We start from the raw sequence: 14,016 nt of genomic DNA on the forward strand, positions 1-14,016 counted from the left end.
CGTCCGCGGGCGCGGGCAGGGACATCACGTCACCTCGTTGAGGCCGGGGCGTTCGCGTCGCTCCCGGGCCGGCTTCTGTGTCAGGTCACACCGTGGTGTGTCAGTTGTCGTACTCGTCCAGCGGCGGGCAGGAGCAGACCAGGTTCCGGTCGCCGAAGGCACCGTCGATACGGCGCACCGGCGGCCAGTACTTCTCCGCGGCCACGACGCCACCGGGGAAGACGGCCTCGTCGCGGGTGTACGGGTGGTTCCACTCGCCGCCCAGCGAGGCCGCGGTGTGCGGGGCGTTCGCCAGCGGGTTGTCGTCCGCCGGCCACTCGCCGCCCGCGACCCGCTCGATCTCCGCGCGGATGGCGATCATCGCGTCGCAGAACCGGTCGATCTCGACGAGGTCCTCGGACTCCGTCGGCTCGATCATCAGCGTGCCGGCCACCGGGAAGGACATGGTCGGGGCGTGGAAGCCGTAGTCGATCAGGCGCTTGGCGATGTCGTCCACGCTCACGCCCGTCGCCTTCGACAGCGGGCGCAGGTCGATGATGCACTCGTGCGCGACCAGGTTGCCCGGGCCGGTGTAGAGCACCGGGTAGTGCGGCTCCAGGCGCTTGGCGATGTAGTTGGCGCCGAGCACCGCGACCTGGGTCGCGCGCTTGAGTCCCTCGCCGCCCATGAGGCGCACGTACGACCAGGAGATCGGCAGGATGCCGGCCGAGCCCCACGGCGCGGCCGAGATCGGGCCGACGCCCGTCTCCGGGCCGGCGGTCGGCTGCAGCGGGTGGTTCGGCAGGTACGGGGCCAGGTGCGCCCGGACACCGACCGGGCCGACGCCCGGGCCGCCGCCGCCGTGCGGGATGCAGAAGGTCTTGTGCAGGTTCAGGTGCGAGACGTCGCCGCCGAAGTGACCCGGCTTGGCCAGGCCCACCAGGGCGTTGAGGTTCGCGCCGTCCACGTACACCTGGCCGCCGGCCTCGTGCACCTGGGCGCAGATGTCGGCGACGTGCTCCTCGAACACGCCGTGCGTCGACGGGTAGGTGATCATCAGCACGGCGAGCTCGTCGCGGTACTGCTCGATCTTGGCGCGCAGGTCGTCCGCGTCCACCTCGCCGTCGTCGGCGGTCTTGACGACGACGACCTTCATGCCGGCCATCACGGCGGAGGCCGCGTTCGTGCCGTGCGCGGAGGACGGGATCAGGCAGACGGTGCGCTGCTCGTCGCCGTTGGCCCGGTGGTAGGCGCGCACGGCCAGCAGGCCGGCGAGCTCACCCTGGGAGCCGGCGTTCGGCTGGATGGAGACCTTGTCGTAGCCGGTGACCTCGCAGAGACGTTCCTCCAGCTCGGAGATGAGCGTGAGGTACCCCTCGGCCTGCTCGACCGGGGCAAACGGGTGCAGCTGGCCGAACTCGGGCCAGGTCACCGGCTCCATCTCGGTGGTCGCGTTGAGCTTCATGGTGCAGGAGCCCAGCGGGATCATGCCGCGGTCCAGCGCGTAGTCCTTGTCGGCGAGCTTGCGCAGGTAGCGCAGCATCGCGGTCTCGGAGCGGTGCTGGTGGAAGACCGGGTGGGCCAGGTACGCGTCCGAGCGCAGCAGGGCCTCGGGCAGCGCGTCGGCGGTGGTCTCGTCGAGCGCCTCGATGTCCGCGGTGACACCGAAGGCGGCCCAGACGGCCTCGACGTGGGCGCGCAGGGTCGTCTCGTCGACGGAGAGCGAGACGTGGTCGGCGTCGACCTGGAACAGGTTGACCCCGGCCTCGCGGGCGGCGGCCACGACCTCGGCGGCCTTGCCGGGCACCTTGGCGGTCAGGGTGTCGAAGTACGAGCCGTGCACGAGCTCGACCCCGCCGGCCGTCAGACCGGCCGCGAGCAGCGCCGCGTAGCGGTGCGTGCGGCGGGCGATCGAGCGCAGGCCGTCCGGGCCGTGGTAGACGGCGTACATGCCGGCCATGACGGCGAGCAGCACCTGCGCGGTACAGATGTTGCTGGTGGCCTTCTCGCGACGGATGTGCTGCTCGCGCGTCTGCAGCGCGAGACGGTACGCCTTGTTGCCGTCCGCGTCGACGGAGACGCCGACGAGGCGGCCGGGCAGCGAGCGGGCGTGCTTGTCCTGGACGGCCATGTACCCGGCGTGCGGACCGCCGAAGCCCATCGGGACGCCGAAGCGCTGCGTGGTGCCGACGGCGATGTCGGCGCCGAGGGAGCCCGGGGAGGCGAGCAGGGTCAGGGCGAGCAGGTCGGCGGCGACGGCGACGATCGCGCCGAGCCCGTGCGCCTGGTCGATGACCGGCTTGATGTCCCGGACGGCACCGGAGGCGCCGGGGTACTGGATCAGGACGCCGTAGACACCGCGCTCGGCGATCTCGGCGGGGATGCCCGCGGACAGGTCGGCGACGACGACCTCGATGCCGATCGGCTCGGCGCGGGTCTCGATCACGGCGATCGTCTGCGGCAGGGCGTCGGCGTCCACGAGGAAGACGTTGCCCTTGGCCTTGCCCACGCGGCGGGCCAGGGTCATGGCCTCGGCGGCCGCGGTGCCCTCGTCGAGCAGGGAGGCGCCGGAGGTCGGCAGGCCCGTCAGGTCCGCGACGACGGTCTGGAAGTTGAGCAGCGCCTCGAGGCGGCCCTGCGAGATCTCGGGCTGGTACGGCGTGTACGCGGTGTACCAGGCCGGGTTCTCCATGACGTTGCGCAGGATCACCGGCGGGGTGAAGGTCCCGTAGTAGCCGAGACCGATCATCGGGGTGAGGACCTGGTTGCGGCCGGCGAGACGGCGCAGCTCGGCCAGCACCTCGGCCTCGGTCCGCGCCTCGGGCAGGTTCAGTGCCTCGGCGCTCTTGATCACATCCGGCACCGCGGCGGCGGTCAGTTCGTCCAGCGAGCCGTAGCCCACGTGGGCGAGCATCTTCGCCTGCGCCTCGGCGTCCGGGCCGATGTGGCGCTGCTCGAAGGGAATGCCTCGCTCCAGCTGGGAGAGCGGAATGCGGTTGGCGGTCATGTACGGAGGCCTCCTGGGTCGTACGACCTGCGAGGGGCACCACGGCGCGGGCGCCCGGACGGCCTCCCCCTCTGTCATCTCAACCTGAGAGCTTCACCGGGTCCTGCGGGGGTCACCCGAAGGATCCGGCTTTCACCGTCGGTGAGGAGCGGAACCGGTACTGCGCGCCCGGTACCCGCACCTGCTTTCCAGAGTGGCCTCGTCCGTGCGGTACGTATGCCTGAGAGATTCCGGGGAGGAGTTGCTCCTTCGGCGCCTCCGTCGAACTGGGTGGAGGACTCTCCCGCACAGGGTCAGCAGCCGACACCCAGCCTACCAGCGAGGTTCCTGGACCTCCCTCGAGTGGCCCCCTCCCCGGATATGCCCTTTTGTAGTCATTACCGGGGAGCTGCGACCACGTGGAGGGACCGTGCAGACCGACATCGATCCGCGCAGCCTGATCGGCCGCAAGGCGTTCGACCGCAACGGCACCAAGATCGGGACCGTCGACGAGGTCTACCTCGACGACGCCACGGGCGTGCCGGAATGGGCCGCCGTCCGGACCGGCCTGTTCAGCCGGGACGCCTTCGTTCCCCTGGAACCGAGCGAGGTGGTCGGCGACACCCTGCGGGTCCCGTTCGAGCGCTCCCTGATCAGGGACGCCCCCGACTTCGGTGTGGGCCGCCACCTCTCCCCCGAGCAGGAGCTGCAGCTCTACCACCACTACGGACTGGACGTCTCCCTCCCCTCCGACTTCCACAGTGATTTCGGCCACGTGGCGAAGAGCGAGCGCGAGGAGGACTAGGGCCCCGCCGGAGCCGGGGCCGGAGCCGAAGCCGGTGCCCCGACCAGCGGCAGCGGATCGGACGGCTCCAGCTCGGGGTCGTCCACCAGGAAGGTGCGGACCCGGCCCGGCTCCGATCCGGGCTGCTCGAACCGCACGGTCACCCGCCCGACCCCGCTGCCCTGCACCCATCCCGGCCCGTACACCGTGTGCCGTACGTCGCTGCCGGCCGCCCAGTGCCGCTCACGGGCCGGCTCCGGGGCCCCGGACGCCCCGGGCACCCCAGGGGCCTCCTCCGCCTCCTGAGCCCCTGTGGACCCGGCAGGCTCCCCTTCCGCGGCCGGTTCCCCGGCGGCCAGGGACTGGGCGAACAGGTCCTCCTGCGTGTAGTCCGCCAGGCCGGTCACGCCGACGCCCAGCAGCCGCACCCCGCCGGTGGTGTCCACGGCCTCCAGCAGCCGCCCCGCGGCCTCCCGCACCACCGCCGGGTCGTCGGTCGGGCCGCGCAGCGTCTCGGAGCGGGTCAGCGTGGAGAAGTCGTAGCGCCGGACCTTCAGCACGATCGTCCGCCCGGAGTGCCCGGAGGCCCGCAGCCGCTGCACGCACCGGTCGGCGAGCCGCTGCACCTCGCCCCGGATCCGCACCCGGTCGTGCAGGTCCACGTCGAAGGTGTCCTCCACCGACACCGATTTCGCGTCCCGCTCGGCGACCACCGGCCGGTCGTCGAGCCCCAGGGCCATCCGGTACAGCCCGACCCCGTGAGCCCGCCCGACCATCCGGACCAGCTCGTCCTCGCCGGCCTCGGCCAGCTCCCCGACCGTCGTGATCCCGGCACGCCGCAGGTGCTCCCCGGTGGCCGGCCCCACCCCCGGAAGCGTCCGCACCGACATCGGGGCGAGGAGCTCCCGCTCGGTGCCCGGCTCGATCAGCAGCAGCCCGTTCGGCTTGGCCTCCTCGGACGCCACCTTGGCCAGCATCTTCGACCCCGCCAGCCCCACCGAGCCGCTCAGGCCGGTCGCCGCGAGGATGTCCGCCCGCAGCCGCTGCCCGGTGGCCAGCGCCGATTCGGCGTCCCGGGCCACCCCGCCGGCTTCGAGGTCCACGAAGGCCTCGTCCAGGCTGAGCGGCTCCACCAGCGGGGACAGCTCCCGCAGCATGCCCATGACCACGTCGCTGACCGCCCGGTACAGGGTGAAGCGGGGGAACAGGTAGGCGCCGTTCGGGCACATCCGCCTGGCCTGGGCCATCGGCATCGCCGAGTGCACCCCGAAGCGCCGGGCCTCGTACGAGGCGGTGGCGACGACCCCGCGCGGCCCGAGCCCGCCGACGATCACGGCCTTTCCGCGCAGGCTCGGCTTCGACGCCTGCTCCACGGAGGCGTAGAAGGCGTCCATGTCCAGGTGGAGGATGGTCGGCGCGGCTCTCACGGCCCCGATGCTGCCTTACGCCACTGACAATGCGGTGGCCCGGTACGGGTGGCCGGCTCCCCGGGAGGTCAGCCGGCCCGGTTGCGGCGCGCCGCCAGCTCGTCCGCGGGGTTGTGCCCGACCACCGTCTCACCGGTGTCGACCCGTTCCCCGTGCAGCTGCGACAGCGCGTTCTCGACGTCCTGCCAGACCACGCCGACCGCGATGCCGAAGATGCCCTGGCCGCCCTGGAGCAGGCTGACGACCTGGTCCGGCGAGGTGCACTCGTACACGGTCGCGCCGTCGCTCATCAGCGTCATGCGCTCCAGGTCCGAGAACCCGCGCTCCCGCAGGTGCTGGACCGCGGTGCGGATGTTCTGCAGCGCCACGCCGGTGTCCAGGAAACGCTTGACGATCTTGAGGACGACGACGTCGCGGAAGCTGTACAGGCGCTGGGTGCCGGAGCCGTACGCGGGTCGGACCGTGGGCTCCACCAGCCCCGTCCGCGCCCAGTAGTCGAGCTGCCGGTACGTGATGCCGGCCGCGGCACACGCCGTCGGCCCGCGGTAGCCCACCTGCTCGCCGGCCGGGGATCCGACCGCCGACGCGGCCGGCGCGGTCTCCGGCTGACGGCGCGCGGAGCCCGCCGCACTTCCGTGGAGCGGGTACGGCCCAGCGTCACTCCGTGCGGGGATGCCCCCGGTCGTACCGTCGCCCGTGACTCTCACGCCGACCCTCCGTCCTTGACCTGCCCCCTCGAAGGTAGGCAGTCACCCGGGGTGCGTCAACGATCGCCACACTCGGCACGCCGAGTGATAATCACCCTGAGAGTGGTTTCCCGTGCCTCTTGACGGGGCAAGGCTAACCGAATGGGCCGACAGTCCCCGCGGCTTTCCGGAACCGGCCGCTCACTGCGGCCCGGTGCCGAAGTCCTCGGGGGAAATCTGGTCGAGGAACTCGCGGAACTTCTCCACCTCGTCCTCCTGCTCGTCCGGAATGGCGATTCCGGCGTCGTCCAGCACGCCGTCGCTGCCGTAGATCGGCGTCCCCGTACGCAGGGCCAGCGCTATGGCGTCGGACGGCCGAGCACTCACCTCGACCCCGCTCGCGAAGACCAGCTCCGCATAGAAGACACCCTCCCGCAGATCCGTGATCCGGACCTCGGTGAGCTCCTCACCGATCGCTTCCAGCACGTCCTTGAACAGGTCGTGGGTCAGCGGACGGGCAGGGGCCATGCCCTGCTGCGCGAAGGCAATGGCGGTCGCCTCCCCGGGTCCGATCCAAATGGGGAGGTACCGGTCGCCTCCCACTTCACGCAGGAGCACGATCGGCTGGTTCGAGGGCATTTCCACCCGGACACCCACAACGTCGAGCTCGTTCACACAGCAACCCTAGGACCTGCCCGGCAGGTTTGGGTAGTCGGGCTCCCCCTGCTCAGTGCAGGCGGACCCCCAGAGCCGCCTGTACGAGGGCCTCGTGGAGCCGTACGGACAGCCCGGCGAGCTCCTTCACGGTGGCTTCGGCATGGGCCCGGGTCTGCGGGTTGCGGTGCCGGCGCAGCGGTGCCACGACCTGCTCCACCAGACCCGCCTCCCGGTCCGCGGCGGCCTTCACCGCGCGCAGGTGCCGCGGCTCCAGCCCGTACCGGCCCAGGTCCGCCACCAGCCGGGCCACCGTCAGCGCATCCGCGTCGAAGCCGCCGCCCGGAGCCTCGGCAAGCAGCCCGTACGACTCCCACTCGGCCAGCTGGGCCTCGTCCACCTCGGCCGCGGCGATCAGCTCCGCCCGGCCCACCCGGGTCGTGGAGGGCCCCTCCCGGCCCGCCCCGCCCTGGGCGGGGCCGTCGGCCCCTCCGTCCCCGTGCGCCGTGGGCGCCGGGATCCGGACCTGCTCCCCCCGGTCCAGCGCCTCCAGCTGCTCCCGGATGACCTTCAGGGGCAGGTAGTGGTCACGCTGGAGCCGCAGGATGCGGGCCAGCCGCTCCACGTCCTCCGTGCTGAACTTGCGATATCCCGAAGGTGTGCGTCGGGGCTCGACGAGCCCCTCGGCCTCCAGGAAACGAATCTTCGAGATCGTGACTTCGGGGAACTCGTCGCGCAGCATCGTGAGCACCGTGCCGATGCTCACCAGCTGCCCGGCCGAGCCGGCGGTGCCGTTTCCGGCACCGCCCGTGGGAGTGCGCAGCATGGGACCTTCCCTGGGGTTCCCCCGGACGGTGTCCGGGGGACGGGTCAGACGCCCCGCAGGCTCGCGTAGAAGACCAGCCGGTACTTGCCGATCTGGACCTCGTCGCCGTTGTGCAGCGGCACCGAGTCGATCGGCTCGCGGTTGACGTACGTGCCGTTGAGGCTGCCGACGTCGGCGACGGTGAAGCCGCCGTCCTGGCTCCTGCGGAACTCGACATGCCGCCGGGAGACGGTGACGTCGTCCAGGAAGATGTCGCTCTGCGGGTGCCGGCCCGCCGTGGTCAGCTCACCGTCCAGCAGGAAGCGGCTGCCCGAGTTGGGGCCGCGCCGCACGATCAGCAGGGCGGAACCCGGGGGCAGCGCCTCCACCGCGGCCTGGGCCTCGGGGGACAGCGAGGACGACACGTGTTGCCCCGACACCTCGGCCTCGTAGGCCTCGAGGCCCGAGATCGAGATGGTGGACGTGGTCTCCGAGGCACGCTCCGGCGTCAGGCCCGCCCGCAGCGGCGCCCCGCAGTTGGAGCAGAACCGGCTGGCCGCATCGCTGCGGTGCCCACACCTGCTGCAAACCTGCTCGGCCGACATGGACGGCTCCTCGCGCCGCGGCTGCCCCGCGGAGGCATGGGTGGCATACGGGTCGGGAGCAAACCCTCCACCCGTACTCGAGGTTGATGGGTCACCGAAACCTATGCGGCCGGAACCAGCAGGGTCAACAGCCGACGCGCCCTGCGCACCCGAAACATCACCCGCACCCGCGACCTCGTCCCGGAAGAGCGGCCGATCCCCCTGGCCCTGCGCCTCTCCCTGACCCGCACGGTGCGACGGCGCACCGCTTTCCTCGCGGTTCTTCTTTCCGAACAACTTCTCAAACAACTTCACGGGCGATTCCCCTTGAACGAAACAGACCCGCCCGTGGGGCAGGACGAACTCCGAATGCACACACCTGCCGACCCGGACATCTTCACAACGTCCGAAACCACCAGACAGTTTCCACCACGCACCACTACTTCGGTGCGCCGACCCCCCGCAGGCACCAACCCGCGTGAGCCCGTCCGCTCTCCGTCCCGCATCACTGCGATGACGACCGAGAGTAGTCAGGCTGCTTCGCAGCCCGCAAGGCATCCACAACGATCTTCGCCGACCGTGTGACGGCGACGGTGGCCTGTTCCTTCTCCAGGGTCTGCACGACACCGCCCGGGATGTTGAGCGCGGGCTCCAGATCCTGCGGCTTGCCGATCACCTTGAACTCGTAAGGCTGCGTGATCTTCTTACCATCGATACCGATCCCGCCGCCTTCGTCCGAGAAGTACGAGCCCGCCACCATCCGCACCCCGTTGACCTGGATCGCCTCCGCCCCGGCCGCCCGCAGCTCCTGGAGGGTGTCCAGCAGCTGGTCGGACTGCACCTGGCCCCGGGGATCGGTGATCCGCAGCGTGATGCCCGGCCCCTGGGCTGCCACCGTACCGGCCAGGATCCCGAGTTGACGCTCCTTCTCCACCGTCTGCTTGCGCGCCTCCTCGGCCTGGTTCGAGCTGCTCTCCAGCTCCCGGCGCTGCGCCTCAAGCTGCTGCTTCTCGTCCTCCAGGCGCTTGGTCCGCCCGTCCAGCTCGTCGAGGATGCGCACGAGGTCCTCCTGACGGGCCCCGCGCAGCGCACTGGAGTCGCTGTTCGACCGCACCTGGATGGCAAGACCCAGCCCCAGGACGAACAGCAGCAGCGCGACGATCAGTTGGGCCCGGCTCACCCGCGGCGGCCACAGACCCGCCGCGAGCCGCTGCCGGCCGGTCTGCCCGGGCTGCGGCGCGGCCTGCGTCGCAGGCTCTGCTTCAGGCCCGTCCGGCCCCGCCCCGGACGGCGGCTCGGACTGCGCCCGCGGCTCCTCGCCGGGAGGCGTCGCCGCGCCCCGGCCCTCGTCGGGCTGCTGCGCCCGCTCGTCCCGCGGCGGCTGCTCCGGGACCTTCGGCTCCTCGGCCGGGGTGTCGTTCGTACTCATCGGTGCCTCACGCCCGGAACACGTGCCGTCGGATGGCCGCGGCATTGGAGAAGATGCGGATGCCCAGGACGACCACGACACCCGTGGACAGCTGCGAGCCCACGCCCAGCTTGTCGCCGAGGAACACGATCAGCGCGGCGACGACCACGTTCGACAGGAACGACACCACGAACACCTTGTCGACGAAGATGCCGTCCAGCATCGCGCGCAGACCGCCGAACACCGCGTCCAGCGCCGCCACCACGGCGATCGGCAGATAAGGCTCCACCACGGCCGGCACTTCGGGCCGGACCAGAAGTCCGACCACCACTCCGGCCACGAGGCCCAGTACCGCGATCACGATGCACCCTTCTTCGGCTCTTCTGCTGTAGCTGTACGCACGGTCAGGCTGGAGGCGGCCGGCAGCCGCACCTCGTCGGCCGGGGAGAGGGTGTACCGGATCCCGTAGCTCGCCTGCAGCACGTGCAGGTACTGGCCGTCCACGGAGTCCTGGAACGCGGTCGGCAGCCGCTTCCTGTCCCCCACCGCCAGCACCTCGTACGGCGGTACCAGCGGCCTGTTGTCGACCAGTATCGCGTCCCCCGCGGCCCTGATCGCCGACAGCGCCGTCAGCCGCTGCCCGTTGATGGAGATCGCCTCGGCGCCCGCCTGCCACAGCCCGTTGACGATCCTCTGCATGTCCCGGTCCCGCAGCCGGCCGGTGTCGGAGAAGCCGGTGTTCTCCCGCGGCTTGCCGCCCCCGGCCGAGGAGGAGCCCTTGGCGTCGTCCACCACCAGCTTCAGCCCCGGACCGCGGGCCTCCGTGGCCCCCGACAGCAGCGCCACCAGCTGCCCCTGGTCCCCGCCCTGCTGCTTCAGCGCCGCCCGCTGTCGGCCCGCCACGTCCGCCCGCAGCCGTTCGATGTCCTGCTCCAGGCCGTCCGCGTGTCCGTCGGCCCGCTGCACCCGGTCGATCAGCTCCTGGCGCTCCTTGGCCAGCACCGGCGCGGCCACCCGCGCCTGCGCCGCCCCGAGCGTGACGACCATCGCGGCGAGCACGAGCCCGGCGGCCAGCGCCAGCTTGGCCTTGAGGGTCCGCGGCAGTCCCGCCGTGCCCTCCGCCTCGCGCCGGGCCGACGCCTCCGCATAGCCCTCGTCGAGACTGTGGTCCATCACGTGCGTCAGCAGCGACATGGACGCGTCCGGGCGCGCGAACGGCGCCGGCGCCGAACTCCGGTTGTGGGGCGGCTGCGACATGCCGTCATCGTCGCACGTCGGCACCGCCCGCACCGAATGCGCCCGATCGGTGGACCGGGGCACCACGCTCCGCACCCGGTCCACCGGCCCCACCGGTCACCTTCCGGCGCCGTCCACCACCCCCGCCCACTCCTCCAGCAGGGCCTGCGCGGACGCGTCGTCGGGGCCCTCGGCCCACAGGTGCGTCACGGCCTCGGCCGGGTCCGGCAGCACCAGCGCCCACCGCCCGTCCGCCTCGACCACCCGCACCCCGTCGGTCGTGTCCACCTGCCGGTCGCCGGCCGCCTCCACGACCCGCCGCATCACGAGCCCCTTCACCGCCCACGGGGTCGGCACATCGCGCTTGAGCACATGGGCGCGTGGTATCCGCGCATCGATCTGGCTCAACGTGAGCTGCGTCCGCGCCACCAGCCCGATCAGCTGCACGAACGCCGCCGACCCGTCGAAGACGCTGCCGAACTCCGGAACGATGTAGCCGCCCCGGCCGTCACCACCGAAGATCGTGTTCTCGGCCCGGCCCACCCGCGTCAGATCGTCGGGCGAGGTCGTCGTCCACTCCACCTGCGTCCCGTGGTACGCCGCCACCTGCTCGGCGATCCGGGTCGTGGTCACCGGCAGCGCCACCTTGCCACTGCGCTTCTCCGCGGCCACCAGATCGAGCAGCACCAGCAGCGCCCGGTCGTCCTCGATGATCCGCCCGCGCTCGTCCACCAGCGAGATCCGCTCGCCGACCGGGTCGAACCGGACCCCGAACGCTGCCCGCGCCGAGGCGACGATCTCCCCGAGCCGCACCAGCCCGGCCCGCCGCGACTCGGCGGTCTCCGTCGGCCGGGACTCGTCGAGCCCGGGATTGATCGTCAGCGCGTCCACCCCGAGCCGGCCCAGCAGGCTCGGCAGGACCAGACCCGCACTGCCGTTCGAGGCGTCGACGACCACCTTCAGCCCGGAGTCCGCGATTCCGGTGGTGTCCACCCGCCGCAGCAGCGAGCCGGTGTACGAGTCGAAGATGCTCGACGGGAACTGCAGGTCCCCGATCTCCCCTGGGAACGCCCGCCGGTACTCCTGGCGCGCGAACACCCGGTCCAGCTTGCGCTGCTGCGCCTGCGAGAGGTCGGCCCCGCGCTCGTCCAGGAACATGATGTCCACGGAGTCCGGCACGCCGGGCGAGGTCCGCAGCATGATCCCGCCCGCACTGCCCCGCGCGGTCTGCTGCCGGGCGACGGGCAACGGCACGTTCTCCAGATCCCGTACGTCGATGGCGCTGGCCTGGAGCGCCGAGATCACGGCCCGCTTCAGCGCACGGGCGCCGCGGGAGTGGTCGCGGGCGGTGGTGACGATGGCGCCCTTCTTCAGCATGGTCGCGTAGGCGCCCGCGAGCCGGACGACCAGCTCGGGGGTGATCTCCACGTTCAGGATGCCGGTGACGCCGCGCGCGCCGAACAGGTGCGCCTGGCCGCGGGACTCCCAGATGACCGAGGTGTTGACGAAGGCGCCGGCCTCGATCGTCTTGAAGGGGTAGACCCGCACGTTCCCCTGGACGATCGATTCCTCACCGACGAGGCACTCGTCACCGATGACGGCCCCGTCCTCGATGCGGGCGGCGCGCATGATGTCGGTGTTCTTGCCGATGACGCAGCCGCGCAGATTGCTGTGGGGTCCGATGTAGACGTTGTCGTGGACGACGGCCTTGTGCAGGAAGGCCCCGCTCTTGACGACGACGTTCGATCCGACGACGGTGTGCTCGCGGATTTCGACGCCCGCCTCGACCTTGGCGTAGTCCCCGATGTACAGCGGCCCGCGCAGCACCGCGTCGGGGCTCACCTCGGCGCCTTCGGCGATCCACACCCCCGGCGAGATCTCGAAGCCGTCCATCTCGATCTGGACCTTGCCCTCGAGCACGTCGGCCTGCGCCTTGACGTAGCTCTCGTGCGTGCCGACGTCCTCCCAGTAGCCCTCGGCGACGTAGCCGAAGATGGGCCGGCCTTCCTTCATCAACTGGGGGAAGACATCACCGGACCAGTCGACCGGAACATCCGGGTCCACGTAATTGAAGACCTCGGGCTCCATGACGTAGATGCCGGTGTTGACGGTGTCCGAGAAGACCTGGCCCCAGGTCGGTTTCTCGAGGAAGCGCTCGACCTTGCCCTCCTCGTCCACGATGGTGATGCCGAATTCCAGGGGGTTCGGCACCCGGGTCAGGCACACCGTGACGAGTGCGCCCTTCTGCTTGTGGAAGCGGATGAGATCGGTGAGGTCGAAGTCGGTGAGGGCATCGCCGGAAATGACGAGGAATGCATCGTCCTTCAAGGCCTCCTCGGCGTTCTTCACGCTGCCGGCTGTGCCGAGTGGCTTCTCCTCGTTGGCATAGGTGAGCTCCATTCCGAGCTCTTCGCCGTCACCGAAGTAGTTCTTGACGAGTGACGCCAGGAACTGGACGGTGACCACGGTTTCGTTGAGCCCATGCCGCTTGAGCAGCCTGAGCACGTGCTCCATGATCGGCCGGTTGGCCACCGGCAGGAGCGGCTTGGGCATGCTCGAGGTCATGGGGCGAAGGCGGGTGCCTTCGCCTCCGGCCATCACGACGGCCTTCATGTCGGAAGAGTCCTCCTTGGGAGACGACGTTCCGGCCGATCTCACCCGTCTCGGGCGGTGACTCCGCAACGCATCCGCGTCAGACCCTTGCCGAGCGAGTTCAATCGACCGCGGCGTCCGCCTTCACGAGTCGGCGGACCTGCACCACGTAAAGGATTCCTGCCCACCAGTAGAGCGTTGTACCCCAACCCGCGAACGCCCATCCGAAAACTGACCCCATCCAGGCCAACCAACCCGTTCCGTCACTGAGCAGCAGCAGGGGGAAGGCGTACATCAGGTTGAAGGTTGCGGCCTTGCCGAGGAAGTTGACCTGCGGGGGCGGATAGCCGTGCCGGCGCAGGATCCAGACCATCACCAGCAGCATCAGCTCGCGTGCGAGCAGGGCTCCGGTGAGCCACAGGGGCAGAATGTCGCGATAGGTCAGGCCGAAGAGCGTGGAGAGGATGTAGAGCCGGTCAGCGGCAGGATCCAGCAGCCGGCCGAGGCTGCTGATCTGATTCCACTTCCGCGCCAGCTTCCCGTCGAGGTAGTCGCTGACGCCGCTGAGCATGAGGACGGCGAGCGCCCAGCCGTCGTGCTCCGTCAGAATCAGCCAGAGGAACACGGGCACGCCGACGAGCCGAGCCATGCTCAGGATGTTCGGAATGGTGAAAATTCGGTCCGTCTGAACCCGAGTCTCCTGGACCTCCACCCGGGGGCCTCCACTTTGAACGTACGAACGATGCCACCTGACCCTACAGGAACCGGCACCCTGCCCCGAACGCAGAAAAGCCCCGCACCAGAGCTGGTGCGGGGCTTTCCCACAATGATTGTTCGGCGGCGTCCTACTCTCCCACAGGGTCCCCCCTGCAGTA

General features: G+C 70.7%; 12 protein-coding genes and 1 riboswitch. Of the genes, 1 reads left to right on the top strand and 11 read right to left on the bottom strand.

Annotated features, from left to right (window positions below; translation table 11 throughout):
• Positions 1–100: 100 nt before the first annotated feature.
• Positions 101–2,986, bottom strand: coding sequence for an aminomethyl-transferring glycine dehydrogenase (gene gcvP / locus ABZ924_RS35600; RefSeq protein ID WP_361919370.1), 2,886 nt, complete (start codon positions 2,984–2,986; stop codon positions 101–103).
• Between the two features lie 198 nt (positions 2,987–3,184).
• Positions 3,185–3,282, bottom strand: a riboswitch (glycine riboswitch).
• A 113-nt stretch (positions 3,283–3,395) separates the two neighbouring features.
• On the opposite strand from gcvP, the gene ABZ924_RS35605 reads away from it, so the two are divergent.
• Positions 3,396–3,770 (top strand): PRC-barrel domain-containing protein, encoded by a 375-nt coding sequence (locus ABZ924_RS35605; RefSeq protein ID WP_361919372.1) that lies wholly within the window; start codon positions 3,396–3,398, stop codon positions 3,768–3,770.
• Here the strand turns inward: ABZ924_RS35605 and ABZ924_RS35610 are convergent.
• From ABZ924_RS35610 to ABZ924_RS35655, 10 genes are all read right to left on the bottom strand, one after another.
• The gene (locus tag ABZ924_RS35610) at positions 3,767–5,176 is read right to left on the bottom strand and encodes a DNA polymerase IV (protein ID WP_361919374.1); all 1,410 of its coding nucleotides are present in this window, start codon (positions 5,174–5,176) and stop codon (positions 3,767–3,769) included. The two genes, ABZ924_RS35605 and ABZ924_RS35610, sit on opposite strands and share 4 nt — an antisense overlap.
• 68 nt (positions 5,177–5,244) lie before the next feature.
• Positions 5,245–5,883 carry a MerR family transcriptional regulator gene (locus ABZ924_RS35615; protein ID WP_361919376.1) on the bottom strand — a complete coding sequence of 213 codons (639 nt, stop codon included), beginning with the start codon at positions 5,881–5,883 and terminating at the stop codon, positions 5,245–5,247.
• Positions 5,884–6,063: 180 nt separating this feature from the next.
• Complete coding sequence (locus ABZ924_RS35620; RefSeq protein WP_030009777.1) at positions 6,064–6,537, bottom strand: bifunctional nuclease family protein; 474 nt, start codon at positions 6,535–6,537, stop codon at positions 6,064–6,066.
• 52 nt (positions 6,538–6,589) lie between these two features.
• Entirely contained in the window at positions 6,590–7,342 is a 753-nt protein-coding gene (locus tag ABZ924_RS35625) for a MerR family transcriptional regulator (protein WP_361919378.1), read from the bottom strand.
• 44 nt (positions 7,343–7,386) lie between these two features.
• Positions 7,387–8,328 (bottom strand): FHA domain-containing protein, encoded by a 942-nt coding sequence (locus ABZ924_RS35630; protein ID WP_361919388.1) that lies wholly within the window; start codon positions 8,326–8,328, stop codon positions 7,387–7,389.
• A gap of 82 nt (positions 8,329–8,410) precedes the next feature.
• Entirely contained in the window at positions 8,411–9,334 is a 924-nt protein-coding gene (locus ABZ924_RS35635; protein WP_361919380.1) for a DUF881 domain-containing protein, read from the bottom strand.
• Positions 9,335–9,341: 7 nt separating this feature from the next.
• Positions 9,342–9,674, bottom strand: coding sequence for a small basic family protein (locus ABZ924_RS35640; RefSeq protein WP_030158423.1), 333 nt, complete (start codon positions 9,672–9,674; stop codon positions 9,342–9,344).
• Positions 9,671–10,570 carry a DUF881 domain-containing protein gene (locus tag ABZ924_RS35645; protein ID WP_361919382.1) on the bottom strand — a complete coding sequence of 300 codons (900 nt, stop codon included), beginning with the start codon at positions 10,568–10,570 and terminating at the stop codon, positions 9,671–9,673. The genes ABZ924_RS35640 and ABZ924_RS35645 overlap by 4 nt, the downstream gene beginning before the upstream one ends.
• A 96-nt stretch (positions 10,571–10,666) precedes the next feature.
• Positions 10,667–13,162, bottom strand: coding sequence for a mannose-1-phosphate guanyltransferase (locus ABZ924_RS35650; RefSeq protein WP_361919384.1), 2,496 nt, complete (start codon positions 13,160–13,162; stop codon positions 10,667–10,669).
• Between the two features lie 100 nt (positions 13,163–13,262).
• Positions 13,263–13,853, bottom strand: a complete 591-nt coding sequence (locus tag ABZ924_RS35655) for a CDP-alcohol phosphatidyltransferase family protein (RefSeq protein ID WP_361919386.1) — start codon at positions 13,851–13,853, stop codon at positions 13,263–13,265.
• Positions 13,854–14,016 lie beyond the last annotated feature (163 nt).

The organism is Streptomyces sp. NPDC046876, from assembly GCF_040645035.1.
GTDB lineage: Bacteria > Actinomycetota > Actinomycetes > Streptomycetales > Streptomycetaceae > Streptomyces.

Coding starts and splice junctions, on each gene's coding strand:
- gcvP (WP_361919370.1), bottom strand. CDS start 2,986: ATGACCGCCAACCGCATTCCGCTCTCCCAGCTGGAGCGAGGCATTCCC.
- ABZ924_RS35625 (WP_361919378.1), bottom strand. CDS start 7,342: ATGCTGCGCACTCCCACGGGCGGTGCCGGAAACGGCACCGCCGGCTCG.
- ABZ924_RS35635 (WP_361919380.1), bottom strand. CDS start 9,334: ATGAGTACGAACGACACCCCGGCCGAGGAGCCGAAGGTCCCGGAGCAG.
- ABZ924_RS35645 (WP_361919382.1), bottom strand. CDS start 10,570: ATGTCGCAGCCGCCCCACAACCGGAGTTCGGCGCCGGCGCCGTTCGCG.
- ABZ924_RS35650 (WP_361919384.1), bottom strand. CDS start 13,162: ATGAAGGCCGTCGTGATGGCCGGAGGCGAAGGCACCCGCCTTCGCCCC.